Annotated in this window: 21 protein-coding genes; 13 read left to right on the forward strand and 8 right to left on the reverse strand. The window is 70.2% G+C overall.

What is annotated here, in order from left to right:
* The first annotated feature begins 135 nt into the window (after window positions 1-135).
* The 3 genes from IEY81_RS08990 (at window position 136) to IEY81_RS09000 (ending at window position 3,299) form a co-directional block, all read left to right on the forward strand.
* Window positions 136-1,302: a glycerophosphodiester phosphodiesterase gene (locus IEY81_RS08990; RefSeq protein WP_229787568.1), complete on the forward strand. Its 1,167-nt coding sequence runs from the start codon at window positions 136-138 to the stop codon at window positions 1,300-1,302.
* A gap of 91 nt (window positions 1,303-1,393) precedes the next feature.
* On the forward strand, window positions 1,394-2,161 hold the full coding sequence (locus tag IEY81_RS08995; protein ID WP_189118126.1) for an SDR family NAD(P)-dependent oxidoreductase: 768 nt from the start codon (window positions 1,394-1,396) through the stop codon (window positions 2,159-2,161).
* Window positions 2,162-2,258: 97 nt separating this feature from the next.
* On the forward strand, window positions 2,259-3,299 hold the full coding sequence (locus IEY81_RS09000) for a DUF3048 domain-containing protein (protein ID WP_189118127.1): 1,041 nt from the start codon (window positions 2,259-2,261) through the stop codon (window positions 3,297-3,299).
* Window positions 3,300-3,305: 6 nt separating this feature from the next.
* Here IEY81_RS09000 and IEY81_RS09005 read toward each other — a convergent pair whose 3' ends face one another.
* A complete protein-coding gene (locus tag IEY81_RS09005) occupies window positions 3,306-3,995 on the reverse strand; it encodes a TetR/AcrR family transcriptional regulator (RefSeq protein WP_229787570.1) in 690 nt (229 codons plus the stop codon).
* Window positions 3,996-4,119: 124 nt separating this feature from the next.
* On the opposite strand from IEY81_RS09005, the gene IEY81_RS09010 reads away from it, so the two are divergent.
* The 4 genes from IEY81_RS09010 (at window position 4,120) to IEY81_RS09025 (ending at window position 7,474) form a co-directional block, all read left to right on the forward strand.
* The gene (locus tag IEY81_RS09010) at window positions 4,120-4,650 is read left to right on the forward strand and encodes a hypothetical protein (protein ID WP_189118128.1); all 531 of its coding nucleotides are present in this window, start codon (window positions 4,120-4,122) and stop codon (window positions 4,648-4,650) included.
* Between the two features lie 176 nt (window positions 4,651-4,826).
* The gene (locus IEY81_RS09015) at window positions 4,827-5,393 is read left to right on the forward strand and encodes a YqgE/AlgH family protein (RefSeq protein WP_189118129.1); all 567 of its coding nucleotides are present in this window, start codon (window positions 4,827-4,829) and stop codon (window positions 5,391-5,393) included.
* A gap of 21 nt (window positions 5,394-5,414) precedes the next feature.
* Entirely contained in the window at window positions 5,415-5,693 is a 279-nt protein-coding gene (locus tag IEY81_RS09020; protein WP_189118130.1) for a DUF3039 domain-containing protein, read from the forward strand.
* Complete coding sequence (locus IEY81_RS09025; protein ID WP_189118131.1) at window positions 5,690-7,474, forward strand: DEAD/DEAH box helicase; 1,785 nt, start codon at window positions 5,690-5,692, stop codon at window positions 7,472-7,474. The genes IEY81_RS09020 and IEY81_RS09025 overlap by 4 nt, the downstream gene beginning before the upstream one ends.
* Here the strand turns inward: IEY81_RS09025 and IEY81_RS09030 are convergent.
* On the reverse strand, window positions 7,471-7,959 hold the full coding sequence (locus IEY81_RS09030) for a MarR family winged helix-turn-helix transcriptional regulator (RefSeq protein ID WP_189118132.1): 489 nt from the start codon (window positions 7,957-7,959) through the stop codon (window positions 7,471-7,473). The two genes, IEY81_RS09025 and IEY81_RS09030, sit on opposite strands and share 4 nt — an antisense overlap.
* 56 nt (window positions 7,960-8,015) lie before the next feature.
* Here IEY81_RS09030 and IEY81_RS09035 point away from each other — a divergent pair, with 56 nt between their 5' ends.
* Window positions 8,016-8,555 carry a DUF1697 domain-containing protein gene (locus tag IEY81_RS09035; protein WP_189118133.1) on the forward strand — a complete coding sequence of 180 codons (540 nt, stop codon included), beginning with the start codon at window positions 8,016-8,018 and terminating at the stop codon, window positions 8,553-8,555.
* 4 nt (window positions 8,556-8,559) lie between these two features.
* Here the strand turns inward: IEY81_RS09035 and IEY81_RS09040 are convergent, their stop codons facing one another.
* Genes IEY81_RS09040 through IEY81_RS09050 form a run of 3 tightly spaced genes read right to left on the reverse strand, consistent with a single transcriptional unit; the run spans window position 8,560 to window position 11,764 of the window.
* Window positions 8,560-9,801, reverse strand: coding sequence for an MFS transporter (locus tag IEY81_RS09040; protein WP_189118134.1), 1,242 nt, complete (start codon window positions 9,799-9,801; stop codon window positions 8,560-8,562).
* Between the two features lie 55 nt (window positions 9,802-9,856).
* Window positions 9,857-10,441 (reverse strand): nicotinamidase, encoded by a 585-nt coding sequence (locus tag IEY81_RS09045; protein WP_444544148.1) that lies wholly within the window; start codon window positions 10,439-10,441, stop codon window positions 9,857-9,859.
* Window positions 10,442-10,471: 30 nt separating this feature from the next.
* Entirely contained in the window at window positions 10,472-11,764 is a 1,293-nt protein-coding gene (locus IEY81_RS09050) for a nicotinate phosphoribosyltransferase (protein WP_189118136.1), read from the reverse strand.
* 109 nt (window positions 11,765-11,873) lie between these two features.
* Here IEY81_RS09050 and clpS point away from each other — a divergent pair, with 109 nt between their 5' ends.
* Window positions 11,874-12,167: an ATP-dependent Clp protease adapter ClpS gene (clpS, locus tag IEY81_RS09055; protein ID WP_189118137.1), complete on the forward strand. Its 294-nt coding sequence runs from the start codon at window positions 11,874-11,876 to the stop codon at window positions 12,165-12,167.
* Entirely contained in the window at window positions 12,167-12,757 is a 591-nt protein-coding gene (locus tag IEY81_RS09060) for a DUF2017 domain-containing protein (protein ID WP_189118138.1), read from the forward strand. The genes clpS and IEY81_RS09060 overlap by 1 nt, the downstream gene beginning before the upstream one ends.
* Here the strand turns inward: IEY81_RS09060 and IEY81_RS09065 are convergent, their stop codons facing one another.
* Window positions 12,758-13,168 carry a MarR family winged helix-turn-helix transcriptional regulator gene (locus tag IEY81_RS09065; RefSeq protein ID WP_229787572.1) on the reverse strand — a complete coding sequence of 137 codons (411 nt, stop codon included), beginning with the start codon at window positions 13,166-13,168 and terminating at the stop codon, window positions 12,758-12,760.
* A 73-nt stretch (window positions 13,169-13,241) separates the two neighbouring features.
* On the opposite strand from IEY81_RS09065, the gene IEY81_RS09070 reads away from it, so the two are divergent.
* From IEY81_RS09070 to IEY81_RS09080, 3 genes are all read left to right on the forward strand, one after another.
* A complete protein-coding gene (locus tag IEY81_RS09070; RefSeq protein ID WP_189118139.1) occupies window positions 13,242-15,074 on the forward strand; it encodes an ABC transporter ATP-binding protein in 1,833 nt (610 codons plus the stop codon).
* An 82-nt stretch (window positions 15,075-15,156) separates the two neighbouring features.
* Entirely contained in the window at window positions 15,157-15,585 is a 429-nt protein-coding gene (locus IEY81_RS09075) for a M67 family metallopeptidase (RefSeq protein ID WP_189118140.1), read from the forward strand.
* Window positions 15,586-15,616: 31 nt separating this feature from the next.
* Window positions 15,617-15,892 (forward strand): MoaD family protein, encoded by a 276-nt coding sequence (locus tag IEY81_RS09080; RefSeq protein ID WP_008358635.1) that lies wholly within the window; start codon window positions 15,617-15,619, stop codon window positions 15,890-15,892.
* Between the two features lie 6 nt (window positions 15,893-15,898).
* Here the strand turns inward: IEY81_RS09080 and IEY81_RS09085 are convergent, their stop codons facing one another.
* Both IEY81_RS09085 and IEY81_RS09090 read right to left on the reverse strand, forming a co-directional pair.
* Window positions 15,899-16,528: a response regulator gene (locus IEY81_RS09085; RefSeq protein ID WP_189118141.1), complete on the reverse strand. Its 630-nt coding sequence runs from the start codon at window positions 16,526-16,528 to the stop codon at window positions 15,899-15,901.
* Window positions 16,525-17,739, reverse strand: a complete 1,215-nt coding sequence (locus IEY81_RS09090; protein WP_189118142.1) for a sensor histidine kinase — start codon at window positions 17,737-17,739, stop codon at window positions 16,525-16,527. The genes IEY81_RS09085 and IEY81_RS09090 overlap by 4 nt, the downstream gene beginning before the upstream one ends.
* Between the last annotated feature and the right edge of the window lie 7 nt (window positions 17,740-17,746).

Raw genomic sequence — 17,746 nt, forward strand, 5'->3', positions numbered from 1 at the left:
AGGGGGCTCGATTCCAGAGCAGAACGAGCGGCGGTTCCCTAGACTTGCCCGACGACTCGAGACGGTCGACGGACGGTCACGAGGCGTTCACGGGACACCCGCACGAGAGACTCTCGGAACGAGTGGGATGGGAGCATGATGATGTTGAAGCCCGCCTCCAGTATGCGCCGCGGGTTCGCGGCGGTGGTGAGTCTGCTCGTCGCCGGAGCCGTGCTGGTCTCCGACCCGGTCGCGGCATCGACGAAGAGCCCGCCGACCGCGCAGAAGCAGGACGAGACGAAGCCGCTCGTGATCGCCCACCGGGGCGCGTCGGGCTTCCGGCCGGAGCACACGCTGGCGGCGTACGAGGTCGCGATCGAGATGGGTGCGGACGTGATCGAGCCGGACGTGGTCTCGACGAAGGACGGGGTGCTGGTGGCGCGCCACGAGAACCAGATCTCGGGCACGACGGATGTGGCCGAGCATCCGGAGTTCGCTGACCGGCGGACGACGAAGACGATCGACGGCAAGGACGTCACCGGCTGGTTCACCGAGGACTTCACCCTGGCCGAGCTCAAGACGCTGCGGGCGAAGGAGCGGCTGCCGGGGGAGCGGCCGGGCAACACCCGCTACGACGGGCTCTTCGAGGTGCCGACGGTCGCGGAGGTCTTCGCGCTGGCCCAGCGGGAGTCGAGGCGGGAGCGGCGGACCATCCGGGTCGCGCCGGAGACCAAGCACCCGACGTACTTCGACTCCATCGGCCTCTCGCTCGAGGAGCCGCTGGCGAAGCTGATCAAGCGCTACGGGTACGACCGGCACGACTCACCGGTCCTGGTGCAGTCCTTCGAGGTCAGCAACCTCGAGGACATGGACCGGTTGACGAAGGCCTCGCTCGTGCAGCTGGTCAGCGCCTCGGGCGCTCCCTACGACCAGGTCGAGGCCGGCACCGGGCTCACCTACGCGCAGATGCTCACACCGGAAGGGCTCGCCGACATCAGGACGTACGCCGACTGGGTCGCGCCCGAGAAGAAGTGGGTGCTGCCGCAGGGTGCCGACGGTTATCTGACCGGTCCGACCGAGACCGTCGCCGACGCTCACGAGGCGGGGCTGAAGGTGGTGGTGTGGACGATGCGTGAGGAGAACAAGTACATGGCGGCCGACTTCCGCAACGGCACCGACCCGCTGACGAAGGGTGACATCGCGGCCGAGGTGACCGCGTTCCTCGACGAGGACGTGGACGCGTTCTTCGCCGACTACCCCGACTCCGCCGTGCAGGCGCGAGACGCCTGGTTGGAGAGCCCGGTCGCCGTTACCAATCAGTAGACACCTCGCGACAGCACGCGCGGCCCTCGCTATTGTCGGCGAGGGCCGCGCGTCGTTGCCGGTCCGAGCCACATACGAAGGAGTTTGGGTCATGGGTCGTTTCGATGGTCGAGTCGCAGTCATCACCGGTGCTGCGCGAGGGATCGGGTTCGGGGTCGCCACGCGGTTCGCCGAGGAAGGCGCTTCGGTCGCGATCATCGACCTCGACGAAGCCGCCGCCGCGGAGGCCGCGGCGAAGCTCCCGCTCACCGAGGGTGCGAAGTCGGTCGGCATCGGCGCCAACGTCGCCAAGGCCGACGACACCGAGGCCGCGGTCGCCCGCGTCGTCGAGGAGCTCGGCGGCCTGCACATCCTGATGAACAACGCCGGGATCACCCGCGACAACCTGCTCTTCAAGATGACCGAGGACGACTGGGACCTGGTCATGAACGTCCACCTCAAGGGTCACTTCCTGATGAGCAAGGCCGCGCAGGCGGTCTTCGTGAAGCAGAAGTACGGCAAGATCATCAACGTCTCCTCCACCTCGGCCACCGGCAACCGTGGCCAGGCCAACTACTCGGCGGCCAAGGCCGGTGTGCAGGGCTTCACCCGCACCCTCGCCCTCGAGCTCGGCCCGTTCGGCGTCAACGTGAACGCGATCGCGCCGGGGTTCATCGCCACCGAGATGACCGACCAGACCGCGGCCCGCCTCGGCCTCGACGTGGACGAGTTCCGCAAGCTCTCGGCCGACGCCAACCCGGTCAAGCGCGTCGGCGAGCCCGCCGACATCGCCGCCGCGGCCGCGTTCCTGGCCAGCGACGAGGCCTCCTACATCACCGGCCAGACGCTCTACGTCGATGGCGGCGCGACCGTGGCCTGACCCGCCGCAGCAGAACCCCGGGCGCATCGACATCGGGTGCAACGATTACCGTCTGACTCTCGTCTAGGTACTGAGCCGATGCAGATGGAGATTGATGATGCGCACGTCCCGCCCGGGGTTCCTCCTGCGAGCAGCGGCGACGCTGACCGCCGCGGGGCTGGTCCTGACCGGTTGCGGCTCCTCCGACGAGCCCACGGACTCGAAGCCGTCGCCGTCCGCTCCCGCTGAGCCGGACCACGAGCCGCTGACCGGCGTCGAGCTCCCGAAGGGGCAGACCGCGGAGCGCGAGCACCCGGCCTACATCGTCAAGATCGACAACACCGCGGCCAGCGACCCGCAGTACGGCGTCGCCAAGGCCGACATGGTCGTCCAGGAGCTGGTCGAGGGCGGCGTGACGCGGCTCGCCGTGGCGTACTACTCCCAGCTCCCGAAGGAGGCCGGCCCGGTCCGCTCGATGCGGGCGACCGACGCCGGGATCGCTGCGCCCATCGGCGCCGAGATCATGACCAGCGGCGCGGCTCCCTACACGTTCGCCCAGCTGAAGAAGCACGACGTGAAGTGGATCGACATGTCCACCCCCTACGTCGTACGCGACACCAGCAAGCCCCACGATTTCCTGCACAGCGTGGTCGGCAAGGTCGCCAAGGCCGGCAAGGCGGAGGCCAAGGGCGGCGACGCCAAGCGCCCCGACGACTTCTTTCCCTGGGGCGACGCGACCACCACGCTCGCCGGCGGCAAGCCCGCCAAGGCCGTCGACGTGAGGTTCTCCGACGCGCGCACCGACAACTGGGTCTTCCGCAACGGCAAGTACCGCCTGAAGAACAACTACATGTCCAAGGGCGGACAGTTCCTCGCCGAGACCGTCGTGGTCGCGCAGACCAAGACCACCATCGCTCCCTACAAGGACCCGGGCGGCGCGATCGTGCCCGTCTCCCACTTCACCGGCCGCGGCAAGGCGTGGATCCTGCGTGAGGGTCAGATCGTCGAGGCGACCTGGGAGAAGGAGGGCGAGAACGGCACCGTCTCCCTCACCGATGCGGCCGGCAAGGAGATCAAGCTTCCGCCGGGCAAGGTGTGGCTGGACCTGATCCCCGAGGGCAACGGCCAGGTCGAGCCCGGCGGCGTCACCGTCAAGTAGCGCGCCTCAGCGCATGTCCTCGACCCGGATGTCCTGCTCGATCAGGGTGCGGATGCCGGTGATCAGGTAGGTCACCGCGAGCTCGACGCGGTCGGCGGCCTCCTCGGGGTCGCCGGCCTCGGTGACGGACTCGCCGGCGGCCGACATCGCTCCGAAGAAGAGCCGGGCGAAGGTCGCGACGATCTCGTCGTCGACGGTGCGGCCGTCGGCGCGCAGGACGGCCGCGACGATGTCCTCGACGACGGTGAAGGTCGAGCGCTCCTCCTGCTCGCGGTAGCGCTGGTAGCCGAGCACCGCCGGCCCCTCCTGCACCACGATGCGGCGGTAGGTGGGCTGCTGCACGGCGTCCAGGAACGTACGCAGCCCGGCACGGGCCTGCTCCCAGGGATCCTTCGTCTCACGCATGGCGGCGTCGATGCGCTTCGCGGTGGCGCCCTCGACCTTCTCGAAGACGACCTCGAAGAGCGCCTGCTTGCCGCTGAAGTGATGGTAGAGCGCGCCCTTGGTGACCTCGGCGCCCGCGACGATGGCATCCAGCGAGGTGCTCGCATAGCCGTGCTCGGTGAAGAGCCGCTCGGCGACCTCCACCAGCGACCGCTTGGTCGAGGCGGAGAACTGCTGCCTTCGAGACATCCCGGGCACCGACGGAAGCGGGGGGACCTTGGGGACGAGCTTGCTCACCGACGACTTTGCCACCCGCCCACTGTAACGGCCGTGTTCGGAATCACCGTCCCAGGTATTGACCATACCGGCGGTATGTCCAATACCATGGGTACGTACTCACGGTATGTGAGTGACGACCTTCCGCAAGGAGCCGACAATGAGCTGGACCAGCCATCACAGGCGCGGGGAGATCCTCCGCGACGTGGTCGCCGCCATCGACGAGCGTCGAGACGGCCTGCTGCCCATGGATCTTCCCGGCGTCGCCGACACCTTCACCGACGAGCTCGACCTGCTCGCCGCGCTGCAGCTGCGCTGGCACACCCGCCTGTCCGGCCGTATCGAGGCCGAGCTCGCCAAGCAGCCGATGGATCTCGAGGACGCCGTCGTCGGCGCCTGGCATGCCGCCGCCGACGATCTGCCGGGTCTCCGCGCAGTCCTCGACCACTACTACGAGCGGCCCGCCGACGACGCGATGGCCGTGGCCCTGGCGAAGTCGCAGGCCAAGGAGCGCGTCACCCTCGCGGTGATGGCCGGCCGCGGCGCCTACGCGGACGCCGAGTGCGTCCGGATCGGCTCGATGATCGAAGCGCGTGCCCGCGCCGAGTACGTACCGAGCGTGCGGACCCCCGAGCGCAAGCCGTTCGCCGGCCTCGTCGACATGCTCCGCTCCGTCCGGCTGGCCGCCTGAGGCTGCCGACGGCCCTCTGACCAGGCCCCGGGTGCCGGTGCGCTCCCTCCCCGCGGACTCCCTTCCGCATCTCCCAAGCGCCGGCCCCGGGGTCTTTTCGTGTCTCGTTCCGCTCGGTCTGCATTGTTGGTTTCTTGTTGCGCCCGACGTGTCCCGGGTGATGCGATCATGGCGTCATGACGGAGCAGAAGGACGTACGCGCCGGGCGGCTGTTGGTAGCCACCCCGGAGCTGCGCGACCCCAACTTCGTCGACACCGTGGTGCTGCTCATCGAGGTCAACGCCGACGGAGCGCTGGGCGTGGTGCTCAACCGCCCCTCGCCGGTGCCGGTTGCCGAGGTGCTGCACCCCTGGGCGACCTCCGTCGCCGTGCCCGACGTCCTCTTCCAGGGCGGACCGGTGAGCAAGGACGCCGCGATCGCGGTCGCGCTCCTGGTCGACTCCGACGACCCGCCGCTGGGCTTCCGGCCGGTGGTGGGACGGCTCGGGCTCCTCGATCTCGACACGCCCGTGGAGCTCGTCGACGGCACCCTGTCGCGGCTGCGGATCTTCGCCGGGTACGCCGGCTGGGGAGCCGCTCAGCTCGAGGGTGAGGTGGAGGAAGGCTCCTGGTACGTCGTCGACAGCGAGCCCTACGACGCGTTCCTGGACGACGTGAGCACGATGTGGTCGGCGGTGCTCAGACGCCAGCCGGGGGAGCTCGCCTTCCACGCCACGCGCCCGCCCGATCCGGAACTCAACTGACCGACCAGTAGACTGGGAGACATGGGCATCCTGGGATTCGGCACGAAAGAAGCCGTCAAGGAACGGGAGGACGTCAGGCATCAAGACGTCCCCACCGAGGAGGGTGACCACGACCGCTACTCCCACTACGTGGAGAAGGACAAGCTGACCGAGGCGATGGTCATGGGCACTCCCGTGGTCGCGCTGTGCGGCAAGGTCTGGGTGCCGAGCCGCGACGGGTCCAAGTTCCCGGTCTGCCCCGACTGCAAGGAGATCTTCGAGGAGATGTCGCCCGGCGGCGGCGAGGGCGACGACGAGTGAACAGTGCCGATCTTCCCGGCGCTCTCACTCCCGCGTGGCCGAACAAGGCCGCGTGGGGCACCGCGCCCAAGCTCCGTGCTTGGCAGCAGGAGGCGCTGTCTCGATATCTCACCGACCAGCCGCGTGACTTCCTCGCCGTGGCGACGCCCGGCGCGGGAAAGACGACCTTCGCGCTGACCGTCGCCGCCGAGCTCCTCGGCCGCAGGCTGGTCGACCGGGTCACGATCGTCGCGCCCACCGAGCACCTCAAGGTCCAGTGGGCCGAGGCGGCCGCGCGGGCCGGGATCCCGATCGACCCGACCTACTCGGCAGGCCAGGGCAAGACCTCGGCCGACTACGTCGGCATCGCGGTGACGTACGCCGGGGTGGCGGTCAACCCGCTGGCGATGCGCATCCGCACCGAGCGGTTCAAGACGCTGGTCATCCTCGACGAGGTCCACCACGCGGGCGACGCGCTGTCATGGGGCGACGGCATCCGGGAGGCCTTCGAGCCCGCCGCGCGCCGGCTGGCGCTGACCGGCACCCCGTTCCGCTCCGACACCAACCCGATCCCGTTCGTCACCTACGCGCCCGGTCACGACGGCATCCCCCGCTCCGCGGCCGACTACACCTACGGCTATGCCGAGGCGCTGCGCGACCACGTCGTCCGTCCGGTGCTGTTCATGGCCTACTCGGGACAGATGCAGTGGCGCACCCGGGCAGGCGACGAGATCGCCGCCCACCTCGGCGAGCCGCTGACCAAGGACCTGACCTCGCAGGCGCTGCGTACGGCCCTCGATCCGGCCGGTTCCTGGATCCCCTCGGTGCTCGCCGCTGCCGACAAGCGGCTGACGGAGGTGCGCCGCCACGTCCCCGACGCGGGCGGCCTGGTCATCGCGACCGACCAGGACTCCGCACGGTCCTACGCCAAGACGTTGAAGGCCATCACCGGTCAGAGCGCCACGGTCGTCCTCTCCGACGAGAAGGCGGGCTCGAAGAAGATCGCCAAGTTCTCCGAGTCCGACGACCGCTGGATGGTCGCGGTCCGGATGGTCTCCGAGGGCGTCGACGTGCCCCGGCTGGCGGTCGGCGTCTACGCCACCACCACCTCCACGCCGCTCTTCTTCGCGCAGGCGGTCGGGCGCTTCGTCCGAGCACGTACGCGAGGGGAGACCGCCTCGGTCTTCCTGCCGTCGGTGCCCAACCTGCTCGGCTTCGCCTCCGAGCTGGAGATGCAGCGCGACCACGTGCTCGGCAAGAAGGTCACCAGCGAGGATGACATCTTCGCGGCGGAGGACGCGCTGATGGCTGCGGCCAACGCCGAGGAGGGCGCCTCCGAGGAGGAGCTCGGAGCCTGGGAGGCCATGGGGTCGGAGGCGCGCTTCGACCGGGTGCTCTTCGACGGTGGCGAGTTCGGCCACTCCGGCGAGGTCCATGTCGGCTCCGAGGAGGAGATGGACTTCCTCGGCATCCCGGGTCTGCTCGATACCGACCAGATGAGGACGCTGCTCCAGCAGCGGCAGAGCGAACGGGCCCGCAAGCAGAAGTCCAGCGGCTCGGCACCGGTCGCGGCCGACGAACCCGTCGCCGCGGTCGCCGCCCACGAGCAGCTGGCCGTGCTCCGGCGCGAGCTCAACGGTCTGGTCGCCGCCTGGCACCACCGCACCAAGACGCCCCACGGCGTCACCCACAACCGGCTGCGCAAGGAGTGCGGCGGCCCGCCCGCCGCGGTCGCCAACGCCGAGCAGCTGCGGGCCCGGATCGACACGCTGCGCGACTGGGCAGCCAGGGGCTCGGCCTAGCTCTCCGGGGACCCCTCCGGAGCGTCGCCCTCGACCAGGTCGCGCAGCACGGCGACGGCGGCCTCGAGGTCGGCCTGGGTGCGCTGGCGCGACTCCAGGCGCTCGGCGATGAGGCTGGAGATCCGCTCGCGCACGTCGGCGAGGTCGGCCCGGCCGGCGTCGGTCAGCGTCACCAGGCTCGCCCGGGCATCGGCCGGGTTGGGCTCCTTGCTGACCAGCCCGGTCTGCACCAGGTGGGCGATCTGAGCCGACATCGTCGGCTGTGAGCAGCCGTCGGCGCGGGCCAGGTCGGTGATGCCGAGCGGTCCGATGGCGTCGAGGATGGTGAGGACCCGGACGCTGGCCGGCAGGTCGAGCGCACGACGTACGACTCGCATGAGCCGCGCCGCGAAGACGACCAGGTCGCTGGAGAGCTCGAGGGTCTCCGCGGAGACGGAGCCCGAGTCGGTCGGGAGTGCCGAGGGGAGCAGCTGCTGAGAGGGCATCGTCGAATCCAGAATCGGGGTTGCGGCGCGGTGGACGGGGTGGAGACTATCTGAGAATGACTACGGAACGGCACACCTGGATCGCGTTCCTGCGCGCGATCAATCTCGGCGCGACCCGGAAGTTTCCCAAGGCGGCGATCGTCGCCGCGGTCGTGAGGGCGGGTGGGACCGACGTCGAGACCTACATCAACACCGGCAACGTACGCTTCGACCATCCGGTCGGCGACCGGGCCGAGATGGAGGCGATCTTGGAGGAGGCCTTCGCGGCCGACCGCTTCTTCGAGGTGCCGACGATCTGCACCACCCCGGCCGAGCTGAAGGTGATCGCCAACGACGCCACCGCGGTCGGGATGGGCCACGAGGGCCGGCAGTACGTCTTCCTGTGCAAGGAGCACAGCGACTCCAGCTCCCGCGACGCTCTGGTCGCCCGGGCGGGGGAGGACGAGCGGGTCTACGTCATCGGCCGAGCCGTCCACCTGCTCACCGAGAACGTCCACAAGACGAAGATCGACAACGCCGTGGTGGAGCGTCATATCGCGGTCAGCACCAACCGCAACGTCAACGTGATCCGCACGCTCGCCGACAAGTGGGCCTGAGGCGCTACGCCGCAGCGCCGTTGGTCTCCGGCGCCGGGAAGGAGACGCGGGCGAGCCGGCGTACGGCCGGGCTCAGCAGCGTCGCCAGCGAGATCAGCACGTAGGCGATGCCGGCGACCGCGAGGATGGTCTCGATCCCGAACGCGGCGGCCAGCGGCCCCATCGCCAGCTGGCCGATCGGGATCGCGATGTAGGTGCCGAGCTGGTCGTAGGAGGAGGCCCGGGAGAGCAGGTCGCTCGGGACGTTCTCCTGCATCGAGAGCTGCCAGCCGAGGCTGAAGACCTGGATCCCGGCTCCGGAGAGCGCGGCAGCCGGCAGCAGCACCCCGAGGTGGGTGGAGAAGCCGAGGGCCGCGATCGGGAGCCCGAACAGGGCCATCCCGAGCATGCCGAAGAAGAGTGGACGCTCGAGCCGGACCTTCATCAGCACGATCGTCGCGACGAGCACGCCGATGCCCTGGAAGGTGAGGAGCAGCCCCCAGCCGCCGGCGCCGAGCGACGACCCCTCGGCGCGCTGCGGGCCGAGGGTGAGCAGGCCGCCCTCGTAGAGGGCGTTGAGCACGGTGGCGGCGCCGACGCAGAGCCACAACCAGGTGGTGGTGCGGAAGTAGTCCCAGCCCAGGCGCAGGTCGCCCACGACCGAGGACTTGCTCACCGTGCCGCTGATCTTGACCGGCAGCAGGAGCAGCGCGGCGACGATCCAGGTGGCGGCGTCGAGCGCGAGCGCCCAGCCCGCGCCAACGCTGAGGACGAGCAGGCCGGCGGTGCCGGGGCCGGCGACCGCGACGACGGCCCGGGTCAGCGACATCAGCACGTTGGCCTCCTGCAGCATGGTGCGCGGCACCACGAGCGGGATGATCCCCTGCTGGGCGGGGAGGCCGGCGGCGGAGACGATGCCGTTGACGGCGGAGAGGACGATCAGATGCCACAGCTCGGCATAGCCGCTGATCACCAGCACGGCCACGGCGGCCTGGCTCGCCCCGGAGACCAGGTTGGAGGCGAACAGGATCCGCGCCCGGCCCACCCGGTCGGCGAGGACGCCGCCGATGAGCATGAAGACGATCATCGGGATGGTGCGCGCCGCGAGGACGGCGCCGATCGCTATCGGGGCGTCGCTCACCTCCAGGACCGCGAAGGCGAGCGCCACGGGCGCCATGAAGTTGCCCACCATGTTGATGGAGCGGGATGCGAAGAACCACCGAAAGTGGGGTTGGCGAAGAGGGGCTGTCGCCGAGATCGGAGCCATTCGAGAGAGAATAGACCTTCTGGAAAGGGCTATCTGCCGAAAATTCTCGATTCTGTCACGAGACCGTTACCCCGGCGGCTCGCATCTCCTCCAGCGCCGTCGCGGTGGACGCCTTCGCCACGCCTGCGGCCAGATCCGAGAGCAGCCTGGTGTGGAAACCGGCGGCCTGGGCGTCGAGCGCGGTGGCGCGTACGCAGTAGTCGGTCGCCAGCCCGCACACGTCGACCTCCTCGACGCCGTGGGCGCGCAGCCAGTCGGTCAGGCCGGTGCCGCTGGTGGCCGCACCCTCGAAGCCGGAGTAGGCCGCGGCGTACTCGCCCTTGCGGAAGATCTCGTCGAAGGTGACCGGGTCGAGGTTGGGGTGGAAGGCCTCGCCGTCGGTGCCGACCACACAGTGGGCGGGCCAGGAGTCGACGAAGTCGGGAGGGTTGCCGAAGTGGTCGCCCGGGTCGATGTGGTGGTCCTTGGTGGCCACCACGAGCCCGTACGTCTGCTCCGGCTCCTTGCTCGCCGCCCGCTCCCGCAGCAGCTGACCGATGTCGTAGGCCACCCGGGCGCCGCCCTCGACGGCCAGGGACCCGCCCTCGCAGAAGTCGTTCTGTACGTCGACCACGATCAGTGCACGCGTCATGCTCGTCAGCCTAGCCCGGTAGCGCTGGAGGATCCGGCGTCACTGGAAGAGCGTCGGGATCGCCGGGTCGCCCTTCAGCAGCGAGTGGGCGATCACGGGCAGCTCCTCGACCGAGGCGCGGTGGCGGTCGCGGGCGGCGTCGAGGGGCTCGCGCCCGACGATCTCGCCGCCCTTGACCAGCTGGGTGAGCAGCGGCCGGTCGTTGTGGTCACCGGCCGCCGGGGTGCCGATGCCGATCACCTCGGCGTCGGCGACGTCCTTGCGGTCGCGGCGGCGCAGGGCGTACTTGCGGCCACCGATCGAGGTCTTCGCCGCGCTCTTCTTGGCGACCGGCTCCAGGTCGCCGGAGGCGCCCTCCCGGGCGACCAGCTTGTAGACGAAACCCGCGGTCGGGTGGCCGGAGCCGGTGACCAGCTGGGTGCCGACGCCGTAGCCGTCGACCGGGGCGGCCGCCAGGCCGGCGATCGCGTACTCGTCCAGGTCGCTGGTGACGATGATCTTCGTCTCGGTGGCGCCGAGCTCGTCGAGCTGGCGGCGTACGTCATGGGCGAGCTGCCCCAGGTCGCCGGAGTCGATCCGCACGGCACCGAGCTCGGGACCGGCGAGCTCGACCGCCTTCGCCACCGCCTCGGTGATGTCGTAGGTGTCCACGAGCAGCGTGGTGCCCTTGCCGAGCGAGGCGATCTGGGCCTGGAAGGCCTGCTCCTCGGAGTCGTGCAGGAGCGTGAAGGAGTGCGCGGAGGTGCCGGTGGTGGGCACCCCGAAGCGGGCGAGGGCGGCCAGGTTGGAGGTGGCGGTGAACCCGGCCACGTAGGCAGCCCGGGCGGCGGCGACCGCGGCCGCCTCGTGGGTGCGCCGCGAGCCCATCTCGATGCAGGGCCGCTCGCCGGCGGCCATGGTCATCCGGGACGCGGCGGTGGCGATGGCCGAGTCGTGGTTGTAGATCGAGAGCAGCACGGTCTCCAGGACGACCGCCTCGGCGAAGCTGGCCTCCACCACGACCAGCGGCGACTGCGGGAAGAACGTCTCGCCCTCGGCGTACCCCCACACGTCGCCGGTGAAGCGGTAGCCGGCCAGCCACTCCAGCGTCGGGCCGTCGACCACGCCCTCCAGCACCGCCAGCTGCTCGGTGTCGAAGCGGAACGCCTCGATGGCGTCGAGGGCCCGGCCGACGCCGCCCACGACGCCGTAGCGGCGCCCGCCGGCGAGCCGGCGGGGGAACAGCTCGAAGACGGCCCGGCGCTCCGCGGTGCCGGCCTTCAGGGCGGCCTGGAGCATGGTCAGCTCGTAGTGATCTGTCAGGAGTGCGGTCGAGTCCGCTGTCGAGTCCACGGACACATCGTGGCACGATGGAGAGTATGAGCGAGCGCCAGCGAGTGATCATCGGGATCCTCATGTCGCCGGGTCCGTATTCTCGCGCTTGCGCTACGGAGGTGGCGGCATGAGCGCGCCAAGCCCTGTGGAGCTCGACGAGCCCGAGGTCTCCGACCTCGTCGCGCCCGCGACCCCGTGGGTGACCATCGTCTGGAACGATCCGGTCAACCTGATGTCGTACGTCACCTTCGTCTTCCAGAAGTACTTCGGCTACTCCAAGAAGAAGTCGGAGAAGCTGATGATGGAGGTGCACAACGACGGCAAGTCGGCCGTCTCCACCGGTTCTCGCGAGGAGATGGAGCGCGACGTCCAGGCGATGCACGAGTACGGGTTGTGGGCGACCCTGGAGAAGCAGGATTGATGGGCGGCTTCAGCTACCACCGCCGCAGCAAGCAGATCATCGCGACCTTCTCCGGGTTCGAGGCCGACCTGCTCCGCTCGCTGGCCTCCCAGCTCGTCGAGCTGCTGCGCAACGAGGTCGCCGCGCCGGCCGAGAGCGAGGACCCGCTCGAGGCGCTGCTCGACTTCTCGGGTCCGACCACCGAGCCCGAGGACCCGGTCCTGAAGCGGCTCTTCCCGTCCGCCTACGGTGACGACACCGAGGCGGCCGGGGAGTTCCGGCGCTACACCGAGAGCGGGCTGCGCGACGGCAAGGCCCGTGCCGCTTCCACGATCATCGACTCCCTGGAAGAGGCCGGGCTCCCGCCCGAGCTCGACGAGGACGGTCTGGTGATCGACGTCGAGCTCTCGATCGGTGACGCCGAGGCGTGGATGCGCTCCTTCACCGACATCCGGCTCGCCCTCGCCACCCGGCTCGGGGTCGAGGAGGGCGACGAGGACTTCTGGGACTCGCTGCCCGACGACGACCCCGCCGGCCAGGTCTACGGCATCTACCAGTGGGTCGGGATCCTGCAGGAGACCATCGTCGAGGCCCTGTTCGCAGCGTCCTGACTAGCGGTCGTCGAGCAGCGTGTGCAGGATGCGCGTGAGCGCCGCCCGGTCCTCCTCGGGCAGGGGCTGCAGGAACTCGTCGGCCGCCTGCTGACGGGCCTCCTCGATCAGCCGTCCGAGGCGTACGCCCTCCTCGGTCGCGACCACGCAGACGGCCCGGCGGTCGGCCGGATCGGGTCGGCGCGAGACCAGGTCGTGGCCCTCGAGCCCGTCGACGACCTCGGTGGCCGACCTCGGGACGATGCGGAGCCGCTCGGCGAGGGCCGAGAGCCGGATCGGCTCGTCGACGGCGAGCACGATCCGCAGGGCGCGACCCTGTGACGGGGTGATCCCCCAGCGGGCGGTCGCGTCGCCGTAGCGGCGGCGAAGGGTGCGCGCTGCCGCCATCAGCAGGTCGGCGGTCTCGTCCACAGGAATAACCCTAACCCATCGTGCGTTAGCCTCATTGTGAGGAAACCTCAGTAAATAGGAACGAGGTGTTCGAATGAGTGACCCGCACCCGTACAAGTCGACCGGCGAGTCCCGCCGCTCCGCCCGGGATCCCGGCTCCAAACGCGCCGACCGCGCGCAGCTCGAGGCCAAGCCGGTCTCGCTGCGGCGGATCGCGCGGCTCTTCGCGCCCTACCGTGGGCGCCTGCTTCTCGTCGTCGCGCTGATCGTGGCCAGCTCCGTGATCGGTCTGGCGCAGCCGTTCCTGGTCAAGCACGTCATCGACACCGCGCTGCCCGAGGGCGACACCACGCTGCTCGTGCTCTGCGTCGCCGCGATGGTGCTCATCGCCATCGCCTCCGCCGCCCTCGGGGTGGCCCAGACGCTGATCTCGACCGAGGTCGGCCAGCGGGTCATGCACCGTCTGCGTACCGACCTCTTCGGGCACCTGCAGCGCCAGTCGCTCGACTTCTTCACCCGTACGCGAGGTGGCGAGGTGCAGTCCCGGATGGTCAACGACATCGGCTCGATGCAGTCGGTGGTCACCTCGACCGCGACCTCGATCGCGGCCAACGTCACCGTCGTGGTCGGCACCGTCGTCGCGATGATGGCGCTCAACTGGCGGCTCGCGCTGATCTCGCTGGTGGTGCTGCCGCCGGCGGTGTGGACCACTCGCAAGGTGGCGCAGATGCGCTACGCGGTGACGTCGCAGCGTCAGGCGAAGATGGCCGACCTGCACGTGCAGGTCGAGGAGGGCCTCTCGGTCAGCGGCATCCTGCTGACCAAGACCCTCGGTGCCGCACCGGCCCTGGCCTCCCGCTTCGAGCAGACCTCTCAGGACCTCGTCGGTCTGGAGGTACGCAGCCAGCTCGCCGGCCGGTGGCGGATGGCGACCATGCAGGTGGTCTTCGCCGCGGTGCCGGCCGCCCTCTACCTCGCCGCCGGGTTCCCGGTGACCTCCGGCGCGCTGACCATCGGCACCCTGGTCGCCTTCGTCTCGCTCCAGGGCTCGCTCTTCCGGCCGCTGATGGGGCTGCTCAACGTCGGGGTCGACGTGACCTCCTCCCTGGCCCTCTTCTCCCGGATCTTCGAGTACCTCGACCTGCCGGTCGAGATCGACGACCCGGCCTCGCCGGTGTCGCTGGGCGAGGCCCGCGGGGAGGTCGTCCTCGACGACGTCGGGTTCTCCTACGACGGCTCGCAGCCCGTCCTCGAGCACATCTCGCTGCGGGTGCCCGCCGGCGGCTCGCTGGCGCTGGTCGGGGCCACCGGGTCGGGCAAGTCGACGCTCGCGGGGATGGTCGCGCGACTGCACGACCCGACCTCCGGCCGGGTGCTGCTCGACGGGGTCGACCTGCGCGACCTGACCCTCGCCGACCTGGCCGCCAACGTCGGCATGGTCACCCAGGAGACCTACCTGCTCCACGCGAGCGTCCGGGACAACCTGCGCCACGCCCGCCCCGGGGCGACCGACGCCGAGATCGAGGCGGCCGCCCGTGCGGCCCGGATCCACGACCTGATCGTCGACCTCCCCGACGGCTACGACACGGTCGTCGGCTCCCGCGGCCACCGCTTCTCCGGCGGCGAGCAGCAGCGGCTGGCGATCGCCCGCACACTGCTGCGCGACCCCCGCGTGCTCGTGCTCGACGAGGCCACCTCGGCGCTCGACAACACCACCGAGCGCGAGGTCCAGGCGGCTCTGGACCGCCTGGCGGAGGGGCGGACGACGATCACCATCGCCCACCGTCTCTCGACCGTCCGCGACGCCGACCAGATCGCGGTGCTCGACCACGGCCGGGTCGTCGAGGTCGGCACCCACGAGGAGCTGCTGCTGCGCGGCGGTGCCTATGCCGACCTCGTACGTGGTGGCCTGGCCGAGGTCGCCTAGCACGCTGGCCGGCGGCAGCCGGCCGGAGTCCGAGGACCGGTCACGTTCGGGATCCGGCCCGCGTCCGCCTAGGCTGAGACCCGTGCTGACCATCGACCAGGCGACGTACGACGCGATCGTCGCCCACGCCAAGCGCGACCATCCCGACGAGGCGTGCGGGATCGTCGCGGGACCCGAGGGGTCCGACCGGCCGGAGCGGTTCATCGAGATGATCAACGCCGCCGGCTCGCCGACCTTCTACGAGTTCGACTCCACCGATCTGCTCCAGCTCTACAAGGAGATGGACGCGAACGACGAGGAGCCGGTGATCGTCTACCACTCCCACACGGCGACCGAGGCCTACCCCTCGCGCACCGACATCGGGCTGGCCATGGAGCCGAACGCGCACTACGTGCTGGTCAGCACCCGAGACCACGGGAACGACGACGGACCTGTCGAGTTCCGCTCGTACCGCATCGTCGACGGCAACGTCACCGAGGAAGAAATCAACATCGTCGCGACGTTGTCGTGACGCATCCTGAAACATCCAGCTAGGAGAACCCATGGCCATCGAGGTCAAGATCCCGACCATCCTCCGCACCTACACCGCCGGTGAGAAGGCAGTCAGCGCCGAGGGCAAGACCCTGAGCGCCCTCATCGACGACCTCGAGGCGAACCACTCCGGCATCAAGGAGCGCCTCATCGACAACGGCGACCTGCGCCGCTTCGTCAACGTCTACATCAACGACGAGGACGTCCGTTTCATCGGCGGTCTCGACGCCGAGCTCAAGGACGGCGACCAGGTCGTGGTCCTCCCGGCTGTGGCGGGTGGCTGCTGACCCGTTTCACCCCAGGATGCCGCGGTCGTACGCTCGTGCGACCGCGGCAGCTCTGTCTGTGACCCCCAGCTTGTCGAAGATGTGGCCCAGGTGGGTCTTCACCGTCGCCTCGCTGACGAAGAGCGAGGCCGCGATCGCGCGGTTGGTGGTGCCGCGGGCGACCAGGGTGAGCACCTCGCGCTCGCGCTGGCTCAGCTGAGCGCTCGGACCCGGTGAGCGCAGCCGCGAGGCGAGCCGGGTCGCGACCGCGGGGGAGAGGACCGTCTCGCCGGCAGCGGTCGCCCGGACCGCCTCGACGAGGTCGGTCGTGGGGGCGTCCTTGAGCAGGTAGCCGGTCGCCCCGGCCTCGATCGCGGCGACCACGTCGGTGTCGGTGTCGAACGTCGTCAGGACGAGTACGCCGGTGCGCGACTCCTTCGCGCGCAGCCGCTCGATCACCTCGACGCCGCTGGTGCCGGGCATCCGCAGGTCGAGGACGAGGACGTCCGGGTCGAGCGTCTCGACGAGACCGAGCGCCTCCTCGCCGTCGCCGGCCTGGCCGACGACCTCGAAGCCCTGGGCGAGGAGCACCCCGACCACCCCGTCGCGTACGACCGGGTGGTCGTCGGCGACCACGATGCTGATGGACCGACTCATGCAGGACCTCGGGAGAGCGCGGGGATGCTGGCGGAGACGGCGGTGCCCGCGCCGGGCGCCGACTCCAGGGTCAGGGTGCCGGTCAGGCGCTCGGCGCGGTCGCGCATCACGCCCAGCCCGAACGATGAGGAACGCCGCGGAGCGGCGGTGTCGAAGCCGCAGCCGTCGTCGCGTACGTCGAGGATCACGTCGGCCTCGTCGAAGGTGAGCGTGACCCCGACGCGTGAGGCGCCGGCGTGCTTGGCGACGTTGGTGAGTGCCTCCTGGGCGATCCGCAGCAGCGTCGCCTCGACCTCGGAGTGGAGTGCCCGGGCGTCGCCGACGACGACGAAGGCGGCCTCGACGCCGTGGTCCTCGCGCCAGCCGGTGACCAGCGTGGACAGCGCGTCGGTGAGGCCGGCGCCGGCCAGCTCGACCGGAGTCAGATCCTGGACCGACCGCCGCGCCTCGACCAGCGCGGTGCGGGCCATCTCGGTGGCGCGTTCCACCCGGAGACGTACGTCTGCGGCGTCCGCGGTGCCCTGGGCGGCCTGGAGCTGGGCCACGACACCGGCCAGCGACTGCGCGATGGTGTCGTGGATCTCGCGGGCGAGGCGCTCGCGCTCCTCACGGACGCCGGCCGAGCGCGACTGGGCGAGGAGCTGCGCCTGGAGCCGTTCGTTCTCGGCGAGCGCGTCCTCCAGCCGGACGATCGTCTCGCCGCGCTCCCGGCTCACCGAGTCGAGATGCTCGCTGTAGCGGCCCATCAACCCCGCCAGGCCGAAGTTCACCACGAAGAGCAGCGGCAGCAGCATCGCCTGCCAGGGGTTGTCGTAGGGCGGCGGGCCGCCGGTCTGGCCGACGGCCATGATCGCGGCCGTCACCCCCATCGCCACCCAGCGCACGCGGCCGCGGAAGGAGTCGAAGGCGTCCAGGTAGCCGATCCACGCGACGATGCAGAACAGCGGGTGCATCAGGGTGAGGGTGGCGATCAGCAGCGTGCGGCCGAAGTAGCCGACCGGGTGCGGGCCGCCGTGGACATAGGTCCACCACCAGGACCACAGCGCGACCGCCACCACCAGCCCGCCGAAGGCCACCTGAGCCTCGAAGCTGCTGGGTCCGAGGACCGGCAGCGTCGCGAGGCAGATGGTCGTGGCGAGCACGATCAGCGCCAGCGGCAGCACCTTGAGGCTGCGTACCCAGCGCTGATCGTGCTCGACGACCGAGTCCATGCTCAGA

It is taken from the genome of Nocardioides luteus, assembly GCF_014648595.1.
Classification (GTDB): domain Bacteria; phylum Actinomycetota; class Actinomycetes; order Propionibacteriales; family Nocardioidaceae; genus Nocardioides; species Nocardioides luteus.